This window comes from Myxococcus stipitatus DSM 14675, assembly GCF_000331735.1.
Lineage (GTDB): Bacteria > Myxococcota > Myxococcia > Myxococcales > Myxococcaceae > Myxococcus > Myxococcus stipitatus.
Map to the genome: position 1 here is coordinate 9,237,137 of NC_020126.1, position 18,915 is coordinate 9,256,051.

Sequence of the window (18,915 nt, forward strand, 5' to 3'; positions counted from 1 at the left end):
GTGGGCCCACGGCCTACCTGCACCTTCCTGTATCTTCCCAGCCCCGCGAGGAGTCCGCCGCATGAGCACCGCCCCTCTCGCCGTGTCCCAGGCCGCCCCTCCCGCCCGCTGGCTGGTCAACCGCCGGCAAGACCTGCTCTCCACGCTGGGAGGGACGGGCGCGAGCCTCGCCCTGGTGGCGCTCCACGTCTGGGGAGGCGTCAGCAGCCTCGTGCTGTGGTGGGCCTGGGTCCTGGTGCTGGATGGGCCTCACCTCTTCGCCACCGTGTCCCGCACGTACCTGGACGCCCGGGAATGGCGGACGCGGCGCCGGCTGCTCCTGGGCAGCCTGGGCTGGTTCGCGGTGGGGCCCGCGTGCTTCGCCCTCTCGCTCGCGCTGGGGACGAAGCTGCCCTTCCTGCTGTTCCTCACCTTCGCCGCCCTCTGGGCGTACTGGCATGTCGTGAGGCAGCACTACGGCTTGATGTCCCTGTATCAGCGCAAGGCGGGTGAGGCCTCGCCCCTGGACCGCACGCTGGACCGCGTGACGCTGTATACGGGGCTGCTCGCGCCCTTCGTGGCCTTCGCCGTGAGCCATCCCACCGCGCGCAAGCAATTGGGCCTGACGGGGGAGCCCTCCTGGGAGCCCGTCGTCGCGGCGGCCTGCTTCACGCTGGTGCTGGCCGTGGTGCTCTTGAGCGCGGCGAGACAGCTGTGGCTCGGGCGCGCGGGAAAGCCGGTGAACGGGCCCAAGCTCTTGATGATGGCGTCGGCGGTGGGGCTGTCCGTGCTGGTGTTCTGGCCGTCCGTGTCATCGAAAATGGACTTCATCATGTTCGCCGTGGCGGTGACGGCGTTCCACAACGTGCAGTATCACGGCGTCGTCTGGTTCTATCACCGCAATCGCTATCACTCACCGGGCGCGGACACGGCGTCGTTCGGCTGGGCGCCCAAGGTCAGCCAGCGCTTCGCCATCTACGCTGTCTGCGGAGTTCTCTTCACACTGCTGTACCGAGGGCTGGGATGCGGCTTCGGCGCGCACCCGGGCTGTGCTGTGTTCGACGTGAAGCTCGCGCTGGGGGCGGGCCTCACGCTGCGGGACTTCATGGCGGGCTTCATCTGGGGCTTCGCGCTGCATCACTATTATCTGGACCAGAGAATCTGGCGGGTCAGCAGGGACGAAGGGCTGCACCGGGATCTGAAGCTGGGGGAGCACGGCTCACGAATGGCTCACCCTGAAGTGCGGACAGGTTGAAACCCAGCCGAGCCACCCTAGCTTCCAGGCCTCCCGGGGGCACGGCTCCCTTTTTGAAGCAGGTCCCCATGACAAGCCGCACCCCACTGCCCCTCCTGGCGGTGTTCGCGATCCTCGCCTGGCTCACGCCTCGAGGAAGCTTCGCGCAGGACGCCCACACGGGAATGGTCTCTCACGGCAGCCACATCACCGTGCCCTCCGGCACCGTCGATGATTGGGCCCTCCACGTCTCCCCGCGCGATATGGGATTCGAGGAGCCCCGGTCCGAGAAGGACAACGCCTTCCTCAAGTTCGAGTGCTACGTGGTGCAGATAAACCAGTACACGTGGCAGGTCGTCGCCCGATACAAGATGCGACCCTGGGAAGGGGAGGGACTCTGGCACAACGGCTTCGCCAACTACCTGCTCGTCCGCAAGTAGGCCGGGTGAAAGCAGCCCTCGGTCGAGCACCGTCTCCACCCGCGCGAGTACGCCAGGCCCGCCTGGCTTCATCCCCTCGAACGCGCGGCGGCCCATGGGAGAATCCAGGTCGAAGCCCTCGTGAGTGAGCTTCAACCGCGTGCCCGTCCCCTCCGGCACGAGCTCCCAAGTGACGATGGTGTTCAGCGCGAATCGGAACCGGAACAAACGCTCCGGCTCCACCGCCAGCACTTCGCAGGGCTGCTTTCCCCACGGCCCCATATCCATCGTGAAGCGGTGGCCCACCTCGGCGCGGATATCGCCGGCGGCCCACCAGCGGGAGACCTGCTCGGGCTCCGTGAGCGCACGCCACACGCGCGCCGGAGCCCGGGCATGCACAGGCACAAACCCTCGTCGCGCCTCAGCGGGGTGTCACCACCCGAAGGAACGCGTCCTGGTTCCACGCGACGCCGGCGCCATCGCGCTGCCAGCCCGTGACGGCCCAGCCCAGCCCGGGCGCCGTCGCGATGCCCGTGGCCGAGAGCACGCAGTGTCCGCTCGAGCAGTCCTGGGGTGGCAGCGTCCGGGACTCCTGCCCCGCGCCATCCGCGTCGAAGCGGGTGAGCACGTCGCCGCACACCACCGCCACGGAGCCCGCGTCATCCACTGCCGCGGAGACACCCTCGCGCGACTCATCGCCGCACTCCGGCTGCTTGAGCCAGCGCACCTCGCCGTCCGCGCCCACGCCCAGCACGAACGGGCCGGACGTCCCCAGCGAAGTGCCGCCCCACATCAAGAGCCCCTTGAAGTCGCCGGCCACCGTCACCAATCCCTCCGGCCCCACCGCCACCGACGTCACGCGCCCGTTCGCCCCCGGCACCTCCCGGCCCCACACGAGCTTCCCCGCCTCGTCGAACTCGAGCACCACGAAGCCCTTGCGGTTCTCGTCGCCGAACGACTTGCCGTCCACCTCCAGCTTCCCCACCAGCTGTCCCGCCAGCACCGCGCGCCCCGATGGCGCCACCGCCGCCGCGCGCAGGGATGTGCCCTCCTCCGTCCCCGTGAACCGCCGCGTCCAGCGCACCGAGCCATCCGCCGCGAAGTGCGTCAGCACCGGGTCCTTCACCTCGCCGTCCCACTCCTCGCCCGCCACCAGCACGCCCCCCAGCAGGTCCGCGGACGACGACCAGACCTTCTGCCCCACGCGCCGCTGCCACTCCGGCATCCCGTCCTCGGAGAAGCGCACCAGGAAGCCGTCCTGCGCCTCCCCCAGGCCGAAGTTCGCCGAGTAGAGGAACGCGTTGCCCGACAGGAACACCGCCCCGTCCGTGCCCGGCGACGCCGCCACGCGCAGCTCCGACAGCCGCATCCGGGGATGGACCCGCGTCCAGCGGACCTTCCCCTCCGGCGAGTACCGGGCCACCACCACGCCCAGCCGCTCTCCCGCCACGGGCGCCCGGTCCCCGTCCTGCCGGGGTGTCTGGGACACCACCATGACGACATCCCCGCCGCGCCCCACGGCCACGCCCGTGCCGGTGTCGTCCTGCGTCCCGCCCTCCAGAATCCCCCAGACAGCGGCCTCTTTCGCCTCGGAGGGCTGGGCGGTCGACTCGGGGGTGGGGGTCGACGTGCCGGACGGAGCCTCCTTGCCTGGGGCCCCTGGCTCCGGGGCGTCCTTGCCCGAGCCGCAGCCCAGGCCCGCGCCCCAGAGGAGGCACACCGGCACCACCACCCGCCAGCCTTGGAACCCACGTCCCGCTCGCTGTGACCGCATGCACGCTCCCCGGAGCAGGGGTTCGCCTTGGTGCGTCCCGCGAACCGGCTCCGCCGCAAACGGTAAGCAGCGTGTCCTCGACGTGGCATTCCCCCTCCCCCTCGGGGGGCTGGCCTCGCCCGGGGGGTATGCAGCCGGGGCGCGACGGGGGCCTGGAGGCCCGGAACGGAGTGTATGACAGAGGAATAGGCCCTCGCTCCAACGGTTGCCACCTCACGACTCGGCGGCGCGCAGGGAGGAAACCGGTTGGTCCGAGCGCCGCTCGCGAACTAAGAGACTCCTTCCATGGAAAGCGCCGCCCCTGCCCCACGTCCCGCGACCGACGCCTCGAGCGACGACCTCCGCGCAGTCGAAGAGCTTGCCCAGGCTCGCAACGCCATCGTCGGCCAGATTGAGAAGCGCGTCGTCGGCCAGCGCGAAGTGGTGGAGCACCTGCTCATCTCGCTCTTCAGCCGCGGCCACTGCCTCTTCGTCGGTGTGCCGGGTCTCGCCAAGACGCTGCTCATCTCCACGCTGGCGGACGTGCTCAACCTGTCCTTCAACCGCATCCAGTTCACCCCGGACCTGATGCCGTCGGACATCACCGGCACGGACATCCTGGAAGAGGACCGCAACACGGGCCGGCGCAACTTCCGCTTCGTGCAGGGACCGCTGTTCGCCAACATCATCCTGGCGGATGAAGTGAACCGCACGCCGCCCAAGACGCAGGCCGCGCTGCTGCAAGCCATGCAGGAGTACCGCATCACCGCGGGCGGCCACACGTACCCGCTGGACCTGCCCTTCCTCGTCTTCGCCACGCAGAACCCCATCGAGCAGGAAGGCACGTACCCGCTGCCCGAGGCGCAGCTGGACCGCTTCATGTTCCTGGTGGACGTGGGCTACCCCACCGCCGAGGAGGAGGTGCAGATCGTCAAGAGCACCACCGGCGGTGAGCAGCCGAAGCTCGAGAAGATTCTCTCGCCCGAGCGCATCCTCGCCCTCCAGGAACTGGTGCGGCGCGTGCCGGTGCCGGACCACGTGGTGCGCTTCGCGGTGGAGCTGGTGCGCAACACCCGCCCCAAGGAGCCCGGCGTGCCGGACTTCGTGGCGAAGAACGTGTCCTGGGGCGCCGGTCCGCGCGCGAGCCAGTACCTGGTGCTCGCGGCGAAGGCGCGCGCGATTCTCCACGGCCGCTTCGTGGCCACGGTGGAGGACGTGCGGGCGCTGGCGCGTCCGGTGCTGCGCCACCGCGTGCTCCCCAACTTCACCGCGGAGAGCGAGGGCATCACCTCCGTGAAGCTCGTCGACCAGCTCCTCTCCGTGGTGAAGGGCTAGCGCGGCGTGGTGCTCGACGCCCAGACCCTGGCCCGCATCAAGGGCGTGAAGCTGCGCGCGCGCGCGGTGATGGAGGGCGTGCTGTCCGGCCTCCACAAGAGCCCTCACCAAGGGCAGAGCGTGGAGTTCGCCGAGCACAAGGAATACGCCCCCGGCGACGAGCTGCGGCACCTCGACTGGAAGGCCTACGGCAAGTTCGACAAGTACTACGTCAAGCGCTTCGAGCATGAGACGAACCTGCGCTCGGTCATGGTCGTGGATGCGTCCGCCTCCATGGGCTACACGAGCGGCGCGCTGACGAAGCTGGACGTCGCCACCACGCTGGCCGGAGCGCTCTGCTACCTGCTGGTGCGTCAGCAGGACGCCGCGGGCCTGGCGCTGCTCACCGGCGGCAAGTGGAAGGACGTGCCGCCGCGCGCGTCCGCGGGCCACCTCAACGTGCTGATGGAGACGCTGGACGCCACGACGCCGGGCGGCGGCACGGACCTGGGCAGCGCGGCGGACCACCTGGCGGAGGTGCTGCCCCGCCGCTCCACCGTCATCGTCCTGTCCGACGTGCTGGACGAGAAGCAGGACGCGCTCAAGCGGGTGCTCGCGCTGCGCCAGCGCAAGAACGACGTGTCGCTGTTCCACATCGTGGACCCGGCGGAGCTGACGTTCCCCTTCGATGACCCCACCCTCTTCCTGGACATGGAGGGCGAGGGGCGCATCGAGGTGAATCCGCGTGAAATCAAGGAGAGCTACCTGGAGGAGTTCAACGCCTTCCTGGCGAACGTGAAGGCCTCCTGCGCGGAGGCGGACGTGGACTACGAGCTGGTGCGCACCGACGAGAAGCTGGACGACGTCCTCTTGCGCTACCTGGCCCGGCGCGGGAGGCGCGGGTGACGTTCGGCAATCCGTGGATGCTCCTGGGCGCGCTCGGGGCCCTCATCCCCCTGCTGGTGCACCTGTTCGACCGGCGCCGCCCCAGGCCACACCCGTTCGGCCCGATGGCCTTCGTGCTGCGCAGCCAGAAGCGCACCGCCAGCCGGCTCAAGCTCAAGCGGCTGCTCCTGTACGCGCTGCGCACGCTCATCCTGCTGGCCATCCCCATTGCCCTCGCCAAGCCGGAGCTGTCGAGCGACGCGCACGCCGCGCAGGTGGTGAAGGGCCCCGCCGCCACGGCCATCATCCTGGACGCATCGCTGTCCATGCGCTGGTCGGATGGCACGTCGCTCTTCGAGCGGGGCCGGGACGAGGCGCGCGACGCGCTGAAGGACCTCCTGCCCGAGGAGCCCGCCACGGTGCTGGTCTGCACGGGCACGCCCACCGCACCGCCCACGCCGGGCTTCGACCGGGGCCGGCTGCGGGGAATCGTGGACGAGGCGAAGCCGACGTACGGCGGCGCGGACCTGTCGCGGTGCATGGAGATGGCGGCGCGCTCGCTGGAGGAGAACCCGCTGGCGGCCAAGCGGCTGGTGGTGGTCTCCGACATGGCGGCCACCGCGTTCCGGCTGGAGGCCCCGCCGCCCACGGTGAAGGGCCCCACGGGCACGCTGGTGAAGCCGGAGGTGGTGCTGCGCGACGTGGCCGAGGGACGCGACGCGCTCGACAACCACGCGGTGGTGGACCTGAAGGTGGAGCCCGCGCTGCAAGCGGGACCTCGCGCGTTCCAGTTCACCTTCACGGTGCGCAACTTCGGGACGGAGGCGGCCAAGGACCTGGAGGCCGCGGTGCGCGTGGGCGAGTCGACGCTGGCCAAGGGCTTCGTCGACGTGCCCGCCGGTGGCACCACGCAGAAGGCGCTGACGGTGCGCTTCCCGCAGGGCGGTACGGTGGTGGGTGAAGTGACGCTCGCGCCGGACGCGCTGGCGGAGGATGACCGGCGCGCGTTCGTGCTGCCGGTGCCTCGCGCGCTCAAGGCGCTGGTGGTGAATGGCGCGCCGCATGCGACGCGCTACCGGGATGAGGCCTTCTTCGTGGACGCGGCGCTGACGGCGCCCGGCTCTCCGGTGGAGGTGGCCGTGCGCGACGCCGAGGTCGGGCTGCGCGAGGACTTCTCCACCTACGACCTGGTGCTGCTGCTCAACGTGGCGGCGCCGACCGAGGAGGAGGCCGCGAAGCTGACGTCCTTCGTGGAGAACGGCGGCGGCCTGTTCCTCAGCATGGGCGACCGGGTGAACACGGAGGACTACAACGCCCGGCTCGGCGCGGTGCTGCCTCGGCCGCTGCGCGTGGTGCGCACCAGCGCGGAGCGGGACACGGACCCGGAGGCGGAGACGAAGGCGGCGAGGCTCGCGCAGGTGAAGCAGGAGCACGTCCTGTTCGGGCCCTTCACGGGACGCGCGGAGGAAGGGCTCATCGGCGCGCGCTTCTACCGGTACATGCTGCTGGAGGCGGACAACCCGGCCTCCCCCGGCGCAAGCCAGGTGCTGGCCACGTACGAGGACGGCGCGCCCGCCGTCGCGGTGATGCGCAAGGGCAAGGGCCGCGTGGCCCTGTTCACCAGCACGGTGGACCGCGACTGGAGCGACTTCGCCATCCGCACCAGCTTCCTGCCGCTGATGCAGCGCTTCGCGGCGTACCTCACCGGCTCGCTCGAGGAGCGCGAGGAGGTGCGCGTGCGCGTGGGTGAGCAGGTGACGCTGCGACCGGAGGGCGCGCAGAAGGTGTCCGCGGTGCGCGCGCCGGATGGGAGCGAGCCGCCGGTGAAGGTGCAGCCGGATGGCTCGGTGGTGGCGGGGCCCGTGCTGGAGCCCGGCGTGTATGCGGTGCTGGGCGCGGATGGGAAGCAGTTGGCGGCGCTGTCCTTCGCGGCGGTGCTGGACCCGGCCGAGAGTGACTTGACGCGCGTGCCCCTGGAGACGCTCACCGCCTACTTCGGCGAGGAGACGGTGAAGGCGTCCAGCGGGGATGAGGACCGTCCCGCCGTGCCGCTGTGGACGTGGCTCATCCTGGCCGCGTGTGTCGCCTTCTTCTTCGAGGGCACGCTGCTGCGCAAGTAGTGCACATTCGAGCTAGCACGAACGTGTGACTCCCTGACGCGGGGAGGGGTCGGCACCTTGCCGACCACAAGACAACGCCCGCGGATGCAGTGGGGGGGACATGACGAGCGCCGAATTCCTGTCCGGGGAGAGCTTCGAGTCAGTCGAGGCCATGGACGCATTCCTCGAGAGCGACGAGTGGGAGGACGCCTTCGAGGAGCTGGAGGCGTTCGCCGACGAGTGGGGTGAGCTCGACGGCTTCGAGGACGGCTTCGACGAGGACCTGGACGCGGAAGGCGACGGCTTCGAGGACGAGCTGGAAGCCTTCGAGGAGGACGACGGCTTCGAGGGCTTCGAGCAGAGCCCCACGAGCGGCCTCTTCCTGCCCACCGCCGCGCCTCGGCTGGTGAGTGGACCCGCGGCCGTCGCGCTCGCCCGAGGGCTCAACCCCTTCGTGCTCGAGTCGATGGACGCCGATGACGCGGAGGCCTTCTTCCGCCGCATCGCCCGAGGCATCCGCGGCGCGGTGCGCACGGCGGGACGGGTGGCGAGGACCGCGGGCCGGGTGGCCCGGACGGTGGGACGCGTGGCCGCGCCGCTGGTGCGCCGCGCACTGCCCATCATCCAGCGCGTGGCCAGCGTCGCGGGCCCCTGGGGGCGCGTCGTCTCCGCGGGCATCGGCGCGGCGCGAGGGCTGATGGAGGGCCGAGGACTCCGCGGCGCGCTCGCGGGCGCCGTGGGTGGACTCATCCCGGGCGTGGGAGGACGCATCGCCTCGTCCATCCTGCGCGGAGACGGGGCGGATGACGATGCCTCGCTGGACGCGCTCGCGGACATGGCGGACGCGCGACAGGTGCCCGCCTCCGTGGCGCTGCCGCTGGGCGCGGGGCTCGCGACGCGCGTGGTGAGCCGGCAGGCGGTGCGACCAGGCACGCCGCTCGGGGCCGCGGCGCAAGGGGCGCTCCGGGCTCGGGCTCGCGCGGTGGAGCAGACGTTGATTCGTTCGGCCCTGCGCATGCCGGGGAACATGGGCCAGCGCTTGCGGCTCATGCGCGGCATCGCCCAACGGGCCGCGCGGCTCCTGCGCCAGCGCAGCACGGCCCAGGCCCTCCAGCTCATTCCCCGCGCGGTGAGAGGCGCCAGTCAGCAGGTGCTCGCGCGGGTCGCCCGAGCGCCCTCGCTGGGGGCCGTCTCGCCGGCCACCGCGGCTCGGCGGGTGGTGGCGCGCCAGCAGGTGCTTCGCCGCCTGCCGGTGGCCACGCTCGCCGCGGCGAGTGCACGCCAGGCCTTCGCCTAGCCGCGGGCTCCGGAACGCGCAGTCCATGCAGTGCCCCAATCGAGGAGGAAAGTGATGCAGCAGCCTTTCGAGGAGGAGTTCTCGGACCAGGGGGACGGCATGTCCGACCTGCTGGCCGAGGGGGAAGAGGGCTTCGAGGACGGCTTCGAGGGCGAAGGCTTCGAGGCCGAGGACTTCGAGGGTGAAGGCTTCGAGGCCGAGGGGTTCGACGGCGAGGGCTTCGAGAGCGACGGCTTCGAGGCCGAGGGCTTCGAGGGTGAAGGCTTCGAGGGCGACGAGGCCCCCCAGACGCTCGAGGGCTTCGAGGGGGACGGCTTCGAGGGCGAGGGCTTCGAGAGCGACGAGACGCCCCAGGCGCTCGAGGACGCCTTCGCCGAGGCCATGGACGCCCACGACGAGGACGAGTTCCTCCGACGCCTGGGCGGTGCGATTCGTCGGGTGGCCCGGGTGGCGGGCCCCACGCTGCGGCGCATCGGCCGGCGCGCGCTGCCCATCGGCATGCGGCTCTTGCGGCAAGCGGCGCCCCAGCTCGGCGGCATCGCGGGCCAGGAGATTGGCCGCACCGTGGCGGGGCTGCTCCAGGCGGACGCGATGGATGCGTACGCGGACGCGGCGGCGGACTACGCCACCGAAGAGGACATGGAGGCCTTCACGGCGGTGCTCGGGGGGCTGGCGGCGCGCAGCGTGGTGCGCCGCACCATTCCTCCCGCGCGCCGCGCGCAGCAGTCGCGGCAGGTGCGGCAGCTGGGACGGGCCATCGGCCGCCTCACGTCGAGGCTCGCCAGACAGCTGGTCAACCGCTATGGCCCTCGCGCGCTGACGGCGGTGCCGCGCATCGTGAACCAGGTGACGCGCATGGTTCGCGAGCAGGGCGCCAGTCCGCAGGCCGTGCCGCGCATGCTCCGGCGCACGGGCAACCGCGTGGCGTCGAGCCCTCCCGCGGTGCGCAGGCTGGCGCGCCCCAATCCGGCGGCGAGGCGGCTGCGCGCACAGGCGGGAGTCGGCCGCCCCGCGCGGCGCCCGGCGGGACGTCCCACGGCTGGGCGGACGCCGCGCACCGTCACCCTTCGCGCGCCGGTCCGCCTCATCGTGAGGAGATGAGCCACTCGTAAGGGGTGAGGGGTGGGGGGCATATGGCCGACGCGCTGAACCGTTTCCTGCGAGCCAAGATTCGCGGCCTGTCCTTCCGGGCGGGGCGGCTGTGCTCGCTGACGCCCAGAGAAGTGGGCATCCGGCCCCAGGACGTTCCCTATGCCCCCTCCACGGCGCACTTCGCCGCGGCCAACACCCGGCTGCGGGAGATTGACGCGGGCGTGCGCCGAGCGCTCGCGCGGCTGGAGGAGGACGCACGGCGGCCCGTGCTTCACGCGCAACAGGTCCTCCACCACGCGGCGCTGGTGGAGCGGGAGATAGACCGGGCCCGCCGCGCCTTCGGACTCTTCTTCGACATCTTCAGCCAGCGAGGCACCCGCTTCGCCTCGGCCCTGGCCGCGTGTGATGTCATCGCCGCGGATTGCTTCCAGGTGGTGCGCAGGAGCGCGCCGGGCCTCCTGGGCCCTCCGCTGCTCAAGCCCGTCACGTACCTGGAGCACAGCTTCTCTCCGGCGACCTTCCGGCGCGGCGTGCTGCTGCGCAGGTTGCTGGGCGAGCGCAATCCCTTTCCGCTCATCCGCGTGCCCTACGAGCGCATCGAGGCGCCGTGGGGCATGGGCGTGGTGCTGCATGAGATTGGCCACAACCTTCAGGCGGACCTGAGCATCTGGAACGAGACGCAGTCCGCGCTGCAGCGGCGGGTGCTCGGCGCCACCGGGGACCCGTGGCTCACGCGCCTGTGGGGGCGCTGGCACAAGGAGATCTTCGCGGACCTGGTGGCGTGCCTCCTGGGAGGCCCCGCGTCGGTGCATTCGATGAAGGACTTCCTCGCGTACCCCGCCGCGCGAGTGCTGACCTTCCATCCGTTGAGCGTGCATCCCACGCCCTACATCCGCGTGCTCATCCAGGCGGAGATGTTGCAGCGCATGGGCTTCCCGGAGCAGGCGCGCGACGTGCGGAGCAATTGGGTCCGGCTCTATGGCGGGCAACTGGCGCGCTCGCGCATCCCCGCGAGGCTGTTGCAGTCCTCGGACCGCGTGATTCCGCACGTGGTGGACGAGGTGTGCTTCCAGCCTCGGCGAGGGCTGGCGCAGCACGCGCTCGTGGACGTGGTGCCGTTCGGTCCCGAGGACCAGCGGCGGATTCTTCAGGGGGCGCGGGAGCTGGCACGGGGACGGGTGCCTTCGTGGCTGCCTCCGCGATTCACGGTGAGCGCCAGCCGCGAGGCGCTCGAGCGGAACCTGGCTCCCGCGGCGAGCATCTCCAAGACGGTGCTGGCGCGGCTCACGCAGCTGGGCGCGCGGGATTTGGTGGAGCAGCCGAGCGCGGCATCGGTCATGGCGGCATGAGGACTCGAGGGGGACGAACGATGGATGACCAGACGAGGAGTCGCGGCGGCGCGGTGCCGATGGAGCTGGCGTCGACGGCCAGGACGCGCTTCGACGAGTTCCTGCGCCGGCAGCTCGGCATCTCCGACGCGAGAGACCCGCTGCAGGTGGTGGGCGCGCTGCGCAAGCTGTATCCCTCCACGGCCTCGCGGCTGGACGAGGAGGCCAAGGGGCTCTCCATCCGCTTCAACGAAGCGCCCCTGCCCTCGTCCACGAGTGTCGTCAGCTCCGGTGAGACGCCGGGCATGGCGCAGTACCGGAGGCTCCGCAGCGCGCTGGAGGCGGACCTCACGCTGCTCGCGGAGCACCCCTCCAATCGCGAGTTCAAGGGCGCGCTCATCGGCTGGCGCGACGCCACGCTCGCGGAGCTGGCCGAAGGGCTCGACTCGGCGGAGCAGGCCGCGGACCCGTCGCGGCGGGACAGGGCGTTCTATTCGGTGCGCAAGCTGGGCAACTACGCCTACGTCGCGCGCAAGGTGGGGTTGCTCAATCCGGACCTGAGCCTGGAGTACCGCCGGCTCGCCTCCACGCTGGACGCCGCCGCCATGGTGTTGCGGGTGCGCGTGGGCGAGGGGCTCTATCAAGCGGGCTTCGCCGAGGGAGGCACCGTCTTCGAGGTCGCCCTCGCGGACCTGCGCCAGCGACGCGAGGCACTCATCGCCTCGCTGGAGCGACTGACGTCTGGCACCTCCGAGGACAGCGACGACTGGGGTGATGGCGAGGCGTCCTACGGCACGCTGCAGGACGAGCTGACCCAGCAAGGCCACCACGACCTGCGCGCCATGCTGAACCCGGTGAACATGGCCCGGCAGCTCGACCTGCTGCTGAACAACGTCGTCTCGCAGGCGCCGGAGTCCATCCAGGAGATTGCCGCCACCGCGCCCGTGGAGCTGACGCACCTCAAGCGACTCCGCGACGTGGCCGCGCGGGTGGTGTCGGGAGGTGATGGCTCGGCCATGGCGGCGTCGGCACCGCTGAGCGCCTTCGTCCAGCGGCTCAACCTCTTCATCGAGGCCTTCGCCCAACCCGGCGCCGCGGCCCGCATGCTGGACCTGGCGCTCCCCTTCCCCTTCGCCACGCCGCAGCTCAGCCGCGTGGACACCGAGGGACGCTCCGCGGTGCGCGAGCTCATCCGCCGACGCGCGGAGTGTGCCGCGGAGCTGGATGCCCTCTTCGCGGACCCCGACTTCGACCCGGTGGATGAGGCGGCCTTCGTGCGGCTCGACCGCGTGCTCTACGACATCGACCGGGCCACGGACCTCTACCTGATGGGCAGCGGAACGCGCTCCATGCCCGGCGGCGAGGAGAAGCGCGCGGCCCTCTACGCGGGAGTCCTCGAGGTCTGGATTCGCTCCTTCCCTCAGCAGGCGGTGAGCACTCCGGGCCAGCGCGTGGTGCAGCACCTGGAGGCGCTGCGTGTCCTGCTCCAGCTGAAGACCTTCCCGTCGCCCGCGGAGGTGCGCCAGTTCCTCGTCGAGCAGCGCAACCTGGAGCTGGAGTGGAACCAGCTCGCCCTCCAGTTCTCACGCACGGGAGAGAACCGGAAGGCCCTGCTGGAGGAGCCCCTGGCCCTCTACGCCTGGGTTCCCCTCCCCGCTCCCGGAACGCAGCTGACGGCCCCGGTGCCGCCCGCCGTGCGCGTGTCCGCGGACCGCATCGCCGATGTCATGGAGGTCTTCGCGGAGCGAGTGGAGTCGGAACCTCGCCCCGAGCCCGCCCCTCCACCCGATGGGCCTCGGCGCGGCGCCGCGCCCACCGTGCGCCGCCAGCGGGGAGGCTCGCGCAAGCAGAGCAAGCCCCGGAGCTCGGCCCCCGCGAGAGGCAAGCCCAAGGCCCCCAAATCCAAGACCGATGAGTCCGGGCAGTTCCACTGACGAGCGGCCCTCTCCATCCATCAACGCAATGCAGCCAGGTGGTGCGCCATGAGTATCGGCACTTCGGAATCCCTTCAGCGCCTCTTCGCGCAATGGAAGCGAGAGGTCCTCGCCCAGGCTCAGCCCGAGCACCGGGCCGAGCTGCAACGACAACTCCAGCAGCGCGAGGAGGAGCTGCTCGCGAAGGCCGCCAACGGCACCGCGGGCGCGGCGTTCTCCGACCTCATGGGCCTGGGCAAGGACGGAGCCCCGCCCTTCGAGTCCATCAGCAAGCCGGTGCTCGTCCAGGACTTCGACGAGTCCGTCATCCAGACGCAGCTCCACGCCGCCGCGGAGCTCTACTTCATCTACCAGCACGAGCGGATGAAGGTGTTCCAGGTCGCGGGCGTCCTGCTGCGCCTCTTCCACGACGGCCGCATCCGCATCCAGCGCGGCCCCGGTGCCCGAGCGCTCTACCTGATGGAGAAGCACCAGCCGCTTCGCTACAAGCCCAAGGACCGGCAGCTCGCGTACCGGCGTGCGTTCAACTACGGCTCGCTGACCGCGCCGCGCGGCGCCGTGGTGTTCCGCAACTTCCACCGCGAGTTCATCGCCTTCACCTCCGCCATCGCGCAGTACTTCCGAGACCTCCTCATCGGCGAGGTCATCCGAGGCTCACAGGCCCTCAACGAGCGCCCCTTCGCGAGCCAGGCCACCATCCAGCGCCTGGGCGCGGACATGCGATGGCAGTTGGACCGGGCCACCTACGGCAACATCGTGGCCCTCACGGTGGAGGCCGCCGAGTACCTCAAGACCATCCTCGACGCGCTCGAGTGCGCGGACATCAAGAAGGCCTTCGACGCCAACACGAAGTGGGACGTCATCGAAGTCGTGTCCCAGCGCTACCTGGGCGGAACGGGCGAGATCTCCCAGCGCTCGAAGATGGCGGACGCGGGGCGGCTGCTCCTCAACTTCGCCGCGGACAACCCCTTCAAGACGCGAGACTTCAGGGACTTCCAGACGGAGGTCTCCCCCTTGGGCCCCGTGGCCGAAGAGTGGATTGCCGCCTACCGGATGACCCCCAACGGCCGCAGCTTCCGAGGCGTCACGCCCACCCTGCGCACGACGCTGGGCATCCCCGGCGCGGGAGCCTCGCGAGACCTGGCCTCCTGACGCACGCCCGCCATGGACCTCGACTTCGAGCAGCAGCCCGTCGCCAAAGCAGGAGCCAGGCCGCGAGGCGCTCCACGCACCAACGGGGACCGGCTCGTCGCGGTGGCGGTGGCGGGCCAGGTCGCCCACCCCATCATCCGAGCCAATCCCTATCGCATGGGCCGCGACGGCGTGCCCCGGCTCCTGCCCGGCAGTGGAGGCATCGTCCTCAACCACAGGGTGGGTGACCGCGCCGTGGGGCTCGCCGGAGACCACGTGGAGGCGGGCGTCTCGCTCCACAACAACGGGCGCGAGGTGGTGGGCCCACCGGACGGGCCCAACCGCGCGCTGATGTTCTACGCGTGCGTGGGCAACCGGGCGCGGGTCCTCAATGGCTCGGCGGTGGGCTCGGTGGGCACCGTGGTGGGGAAGCACGGAGGCATCAACCACGTCATCGTGGACTTCCCGCCTCGGGTGAAGCGCCGGCTGGCCATCGGCGACAGGATCCAGATTGAAGCACACGGCCAGGGGCTCACCCTGCCCGGTCACCCCACGCTCCACGCGCTCAATCTCTCCCCGCGCCTCCTGCGGCGCTGGGGCGTGAGGACCGAGGGGACGCGGCTGCACGTCCCCATCACCCACTTCGTCCCCGCGCGCGTCATGGGCTCCGGCTTCGGTCGCTCCGAGGGCGTGCTGGGTGACCTGGACATCCAGCTGTCGGATGCGCGCGTGCGCCGCCGCTACCGACTGGACACCCTGCGGCTGGGAGACCTCGTCGCCATCTGCGCGCTGGACTACCGCTTCGGCCCCTCCGCGCGACCCGGCTCGGTGACGGTGGGCGTGGTGGTGCACTCGGACAGCCGCATCGCGGGACATGGGCCCGGTGTGACGCCGCTGCTGATGGGGCCCGTCGCGAACTTCCACCTCGTCCGCGAGCCCCGCGCGAACCTCGCGTGGGTGCTGGGACTGAGGCGTCGCCCCGGCGTCTGACGACGCCCTCAGTCCGCCGAGGCCCCGAAGCAGCGCGACACCATCGCCGCGCGCGTGTCCACGCCCAGCTTGGCGAAGATGCGCCGCAGGTGCGCGGAGACGGTCCACGAGCTGATGGACAGCTCGGTGGCGATCTCCTTGTTCACCCGTCCCGCCGCCACCAGCGCAACGACCTGGAGCTCGCGCGTGGTGAGCAGGCCGCTGCCCGTGAAGGACGCGGGGAGCTCCTTCACGGGCGCGGGGACAGGGGCCGGCACCTCACCATCCGAGGGCACGGGCACCAGCTGATAGCGGCGACCGTCGAGGATGAGCTCGGCGGAGGGGCCCACCACGCCATCGAGCGATGGCGTCGGCAGGACGAGCAGCACGTGGCTTCCAGGAGGCAGCGGTCGTGACATGGCGAACCTCGAGCAGCTACCGCGCGGACACCCCATCCAGCTCGGGCGAGGACACGATGCGCCGGACCTCCCCCGCCTCCCGCGGATGCCCCGAGGACCGCAGCGCGCTGGCGAAGCGCAGCCCCGCGCGCTGGGTGCCACCGGCCGCGCCCGCCTCTTCGCGCAGGAGCGCGTCGAACCGCGAGACACCGCGACGTCCCCACCTCAGCTCCGCGTGCCACCGCAGGGCGAACACCCGCGGCGAGTCCTCTCCCGTGAGCGACAGCGATTGCTCGACCAGACACGCGACCTGCCCCAGCCGCGCCCCCTTCTCCCGGCCCGCACGCACCAGCGCCGCGAACAACCTCGGGTCCTCGCTCAGCAGCGCGAGCGCCTGGCGCCCCTGCACCCACTGCCCCGTCGTCGCATCCACGACAGCCAACGCGGGCGACTCAGGGCTTTCACCTACGACCCTGATTCCCAAGGTTCCGAGCCGCGCCTCGAACGTCGCGGGCTCCAGCCGCTTCCAGCGCGCCAGGGCATTCACGAGTGCATCACCAGAGAAAGACCACACCCCCCAGCAGGGCCCCGCGCTCGCCGCGTCGAAGGGCGCGCCGAACCACGCGAGCACGAACTCCAGGCCCTGTGCGCTCGCCGCGCTCACGCCCAGACGGCCCCACTCCTCGCGCGAAAGCGCACACGGCCCTCGCACCGCCACGGTGCCTCGATGCACCCACTGCCCCTGCTCGCGCGCCAGCAACACGTGAGCGCCGTCCTCGGGGAAGAGCACCCCCATGCCGTGGACGCGCAGCCGCGCACGCGCCGAGCGCACCTCGTCCGCCGTGGTGGGCGCTCGCTCCTGGACGTTCTCACGCGGCTCGCTCGCCGGAGCGGAATGCTCCGTTGCAGGTGGAGGCTCGTCGAACAGCGGAGGCTGCTCGGGCACGATGTGATTGGGCGGAGCGGAAGGTGACTCGGGGCTCTTGTCGGACCAGGGGCCACCTCGCTCCAGGTCCGAGACCCATCGGTCGAGGAGCGCCTCGAGACCTTCGGTGGACACAGGGGGACGCGAACCCTTGCGCTCGGAGTCGTGCACTGACACGGAGGACCTCCACACCCAAGAGGGGAACGTCTGTCGAACGTAGGGGGGCCTCCGTGATTCGCATCCTGCCCACGAGCAGGACGGCAGTGCGTGTTACCGCACCCGCTCGATCTTGTGCTTGCGTCCCTTGATGCGGCCCTCACTCAAGCGCTGGAAGGCCACGCGCACCACGCGCCGCGCGACGGCGACGTAGGAGATGTGGTCCTGGATTTCAATCTTGCCCACGTCCGTCGCGGCGAAGCCTCCGGCCTCACCCGTCAGCGCGCCGAGGATGTCTCCAGGCCGCATCTTGTCCTTGCGACCCGCGGAGATGTAGAGCGTCTCCCACTCGGAGCCCAGCGCCCCGGCCTTCGCGACCGTCGCCTCCAGCGCCGCCGCGTCGCCCGCCTCCAGCTTCACGCCGAGCGCCTGCTCTATCTCCTCCACCTTGCGCTCATCGCGCGGCGTCACCAGCGAGATGGCCAGGCCCGTGCGCCCCGCGCGGCCCGTGCGCCCGATGCGATGCACATAGGGCTCCGGCTGGAAGGGCATGTCGAAGTTGATGACGGCGTCGAGCGCCTCCACGTCGATGCCTCGTCCCGCCACGTCCGTGGCCACGAGCACGCGGGTGCTGAGGTTGCGGAACTTCGCCATGACGCGGTCCCGCTCGAACTGCTCCAGGTCGCCTTGGAGTCCGTCCACGCTGACGCCGCCGTCGGAGAGCGCCTTCGTCAACTCCTGCACTGTTGCCTTGTGATTGCAGAAGACGATGGCGGAGGCGGGCAGGTGGTGGCGGAGGACCTTGAGCAGCACCGCGGACTTGTCCTCGGGCGCGGCGTCGTAGCGGACCTGGCGGATGGGCGGCGCGGCCTCGGTGTCCTCCACCGTCACGCGCACGGGGTCCTTCTGGAACGTGCGGCTCAGGGCCGCGATGTCCGGCGGGAAGGTCGCGGAGAAGAGCACTGTCTGCCGGCGCGAAGGCATCGCCCCGAGGATGTGCTCCATGTCCTCGCGGAAGCCCATGTCGAGCATCCGGTCCGCCTCGTCCAGCACCACCGTGGCCAGCCGCTTCGTCTCCAGCGCGTCGCGCCCCAGCACGTCCATCACCCGGCCAGGGGTCCCCACCGCGATGTGCGCGCCCTTCTCCAGCGCGTCGAGCTGCGGGCGGATGGGCTGGCCTCCCGCGAGCACCAACACCTGGAGCCCCGGCATCCGCCGGCCCAGCTTGCGAATCTCTCCGGCGACCTGCGCGCACAGCTCGCGCGTGGGGCAGAGCACCAGGGACTGGACGCGCCGGTCCTGGAGCTGGACCTTGAGCAGCAGGGGCAACGCGAACGCGGCCGTCTTGCCGCTGCCGGTGCGCGCCTGGCCGACCAGGTCCTTGCCCTGGAGGAGGACGGGGATGCTCTGCGCCTGGATGGGCGTGGCGGTCTGGAAGCCCAGCTCCCCCAGGACCTGGAGCAACGGGGGAGACAGCGAGAGCGCGGCGAAATCCATCAGGGCCTCGATTGAGCGGAGGCGCGGAAGGTGCCTCGGAATCCGGGCGCCCTTGTAGCAGCCGTCCGGGGAGGCACAAGCCCCCGCCTGTCAATGCAGCGTGGGACGGCGACGGGTCGAGCGCAGGCTTCGTTCCAGGTAGCCCTTCAAGACGACGGCGCTGTTGTGGGCTTCATCTCGCGCGCTGTACAGCAGCGTCACGTCGCCTTCGCGGGCGGCCTCCAGGAGGGGCGCCAGGGCCTCGCGGTGGTCTCCCAGCTCGCGGGTGTAGCGACGCTGGAACTCCGGCCAGCGCTCGGGGTCATGGCCATACCACTTGCGCAGCTCGGTGCTGGGGGCCACGTCCTTGAGCCAGCCATCCATCTTCAAGAGCGTCTTCTTGACGCCGCGAGGCCACAGCCGCTCCACGAGGAAGCGCGTGCCCTCCGAGTCCCCGGGCTCCAGGTGGTGATAGACGCGCTCGATTTGAATCATCGCCCGAAGCTCCCTGGGTGAGTGGGCGGCC

The 18,915-nt window shown here is 71.0% G+C and carries 16 protein-coding genes and 1 pseudogene; 11 read left to right on the forward strand and 6 right to left on the reverse strand.

Annotated elements, in window-relative coordinates; all coding sequences use genetic code 11:
• Positions 1 to 61: 61 nt before the first annotated feature.
• Both MYSTI_RS35685 and MYSTI_RS35690 read left to right on the forward strand, forming a co-directional pair.
• A complete protein-coding gene (locus MYSTI_RS35685) occupies positions 62 to 1,234 on the forward strand; it encodes a hypothetical protein (RefSeq protein WP_015352715.1) in 1,173 nt (390 codons plus the stop codon).
• Between the two features lie 68 nt (positions 1,235 to 1,302).
• On the forward strand, positions 1,303 to 1,653 hold the full coding sequence (locus tag MYSTI_RS35690; RefSeq protein ID WP_015352716.1) for a hypothetical protein: 351 nt from the start codon (positions 1,303 to 1,305) through the stop codon (positions 1,651 to 1,653).
• A 90-nt stretch (positions 1,654 to 1,743) separates the two neighbouring features.
• On the opposite strand, the pseudogene MYSTI_RS45025 reads toward MYSTI_RS35690, so the two are convergent.
• Positions 1,744 to 2,037, reverse strand: a pseudogene (locus MYSTI_RS45025) (SRPBCC family protein); the annotation flags it as partial.
• 16 nt (positions 2,038 to 2,053) lie between these two features.
• Positions 2,054 to 3,406: a hypothetical protein gene (locus MYSTI_RS45445; RefSeq protein WP_015352717.1), complete on the reverse strand. Its 1,353-nt coding sequence runs from the start codon at positions 3,404 to 3,406 to the stop codon at positions 2,054 to 2,056.
• Positions 3,407 to 3,691: 285 nt separating this feature from the next.
• Between MYSTI_RS45445 and MYSTI_RS35700 the strand changes: the two genes are divergently transcribed.
• The 9 genes from MYSTI_RS35700 to MYSTI_RS35740 all read left to right on the forward strand — a co-directional run bounded on the left by MYSTI_RS35700 (position 3,692) and on the right by MYSTI_RS35740 (position 15,455).
• Entirely contained in the window at positions 3,692 to 4,720 is a 1,029-nt protein-coding gene (locus MYSTI_RS35700) for an AAA family ATPase (protein ID WP_015352718.1), read from the forward strand.
• A 6-nt stretch (positions 4,721 to 4,726) separates the two neighbouring features.
• Complete coding sequence (locus MYSTI_RS35705) at positions 4,727 to 5,605, forward strand: DUF58 domain-containing protein (RefSeq protein ID WP_015352719.1); 879 nt, start codon at positions 4,727 to 4,729, stop codon at positions 5,603 to 5,605.
• Positions 5,602 to 7,704 carry an N-terminal double-transmembrane domain-containing protein gene (locus MYSTI_RS35710; protein WP_015352720.1) on the forward strand — a complete coding sequence of 701 codons (2,103 nt, stop codon included), beginning with the start codon at positions 5,602 to 5,604 and terminating at the stop codon, positions 7,702 to 7,704. The genes MYSTI_RS35705 and MYSTI_RS35710 overlap by 4 nt, the downstream gene beginning before the upstream one ends.
• A gap of 100 nt (positions 7,705 to 7,804) precedes the next feature.
• Complete coding sequence (locus tag MYSTI_RS35715) at positions 7,805 to 8,980, forward strand: hypothetical protein (protein ID WP_015352721.1); 1,176 nt, start codon at positions 7,805 to 7,807, stop codon at positions 8,978 to 8,980.
• A gap of 54 nt (positions 8,981 to 9,034) precedes the next feature.
• The gene (locus MYSTI_RS35720) at positions 9,035 to 10,081 is read left to right on the forward strand and encodes a hypothetical protein (RefSeq protein WP_015352722.1); all 1,047 of its coding nucleotides are present in this window, start codon (positions 9,035 to 9,037) and stop codon (positions 10,079 to 10,081) included.
• A gap of 32 nt (positions 10,082 to 10,113) precedes the next feature.
• On the forward strand, positions 10,114 to 11,421 hold the full coding sequence (locus MYSTI_RS35725; RefSeq protein ID WP_015352723.1) for a hypothetical protein: 1,308 nt from the start codon (positions 10,114 to 10,116) through the stop codon (positions 11,419 to 11,421).
• A 20-nt stretch (positions 11,422 to 11,441) separates the two neighbouring features.
• A complete protein-coding gene (locus tag MYSTI_RS35730) occupies positions 11,442 to 13,334 on the forward strand; it encodes a hypothetical protein (RefSeq protein WP_015352724.1) in 1,893 nt (630 codons plus the stop codon).
• 48 nt (positions 13,335 to 13,382) lie between these two features.
• Positions 13,383 to 14,486 carry a hypothetical protein gene (locus MYSTI_RS35735; protein WP_015352725.1) on the forward strand — a complete coding sequence of 368 codons (1,104 nt, stop codon included), beginning with the start codon at positions 13,383 to 13,385 and terminating at the stop codon, positions 14,484 to 14,486.
• A 12-nt stretch (positions 14,487 to 14,498) separates the two neighbouring features.
• Positions 14,499 to 15,455: a DUF4438 domain-containing protein gene (locus tag MYSTI_RS35740; protein WP_015352726.1), complete on the forward strand. Its 957-nt coding sequence runs from the start codon at positions 14,499 to 14,501 to the stop codon at positions 15,453 to 15,455.
• A gap of 8 nt (positions 15,456 to 15,463) precedes the next feature.
• Here MYSTI_RS35740 and MYSTI_RS35745 read toward each other — a convergent pair whose 3' ends face one another.
• The 4 genes from MYSTI_RS35745 to MYSTI_RS35760 all read right to left on the reverse strand — a co-directional run bounded on the left by MYSTI_RS35745 (position 15,464) and on the right by MYSTI_RS35760 (position 18,884).
• Positions 15,464 to 15,853, reverse strand: a complete 390-nt coding sequence (locus tag MYSTI_RS35745) for a helix-turn-helix domain-containing protein (RefSeq protein ID WP_015352727.1) — start codon at positions 15,851 to 15,853, stop codon at positions 15,464 to 15,466.
• A gap of 16 nt (positions 15,854 to 15,869) precedes the next feature.
• Positions 15,870 to 16,934: a hypothetical protein gene (locus MYSTI_RS35750; protein ID WP_015352728.1), complete on the reverse strand. Its 1,065-nt coding sequence runs from the start codon at positions 16,932 to 16,934 to the stop codon at positions 15,870 to 15,872.
• Positions 16,935 to 17,027: 93 nt separating this feature from the next.
• A complete protein-coding gene (gene dbpA, locus MYSTI_RS35755) occupies positions 17,028 to 18,410 on the reverse strand; it encodes an ATP-dependent RNA helicase DbpA (RefSeq protein ID WP_015352729.1) in 1,383 nt (460 codons plus the stop codon).
• Between the two features lie 90 nt (positions 18,411 to 18,500).
• Entirely contained in the window at positions 18,501 to 18,884 is a 384-nt protein-coding gene (locus MYSTI_RS35760; protein WP_015352730.1) for a DUF488 domain-containing protein, read from the reverse strand.
• Between the last annotated feature and the right edge of the window lie 31 nt (positions 18,885 to 18,915).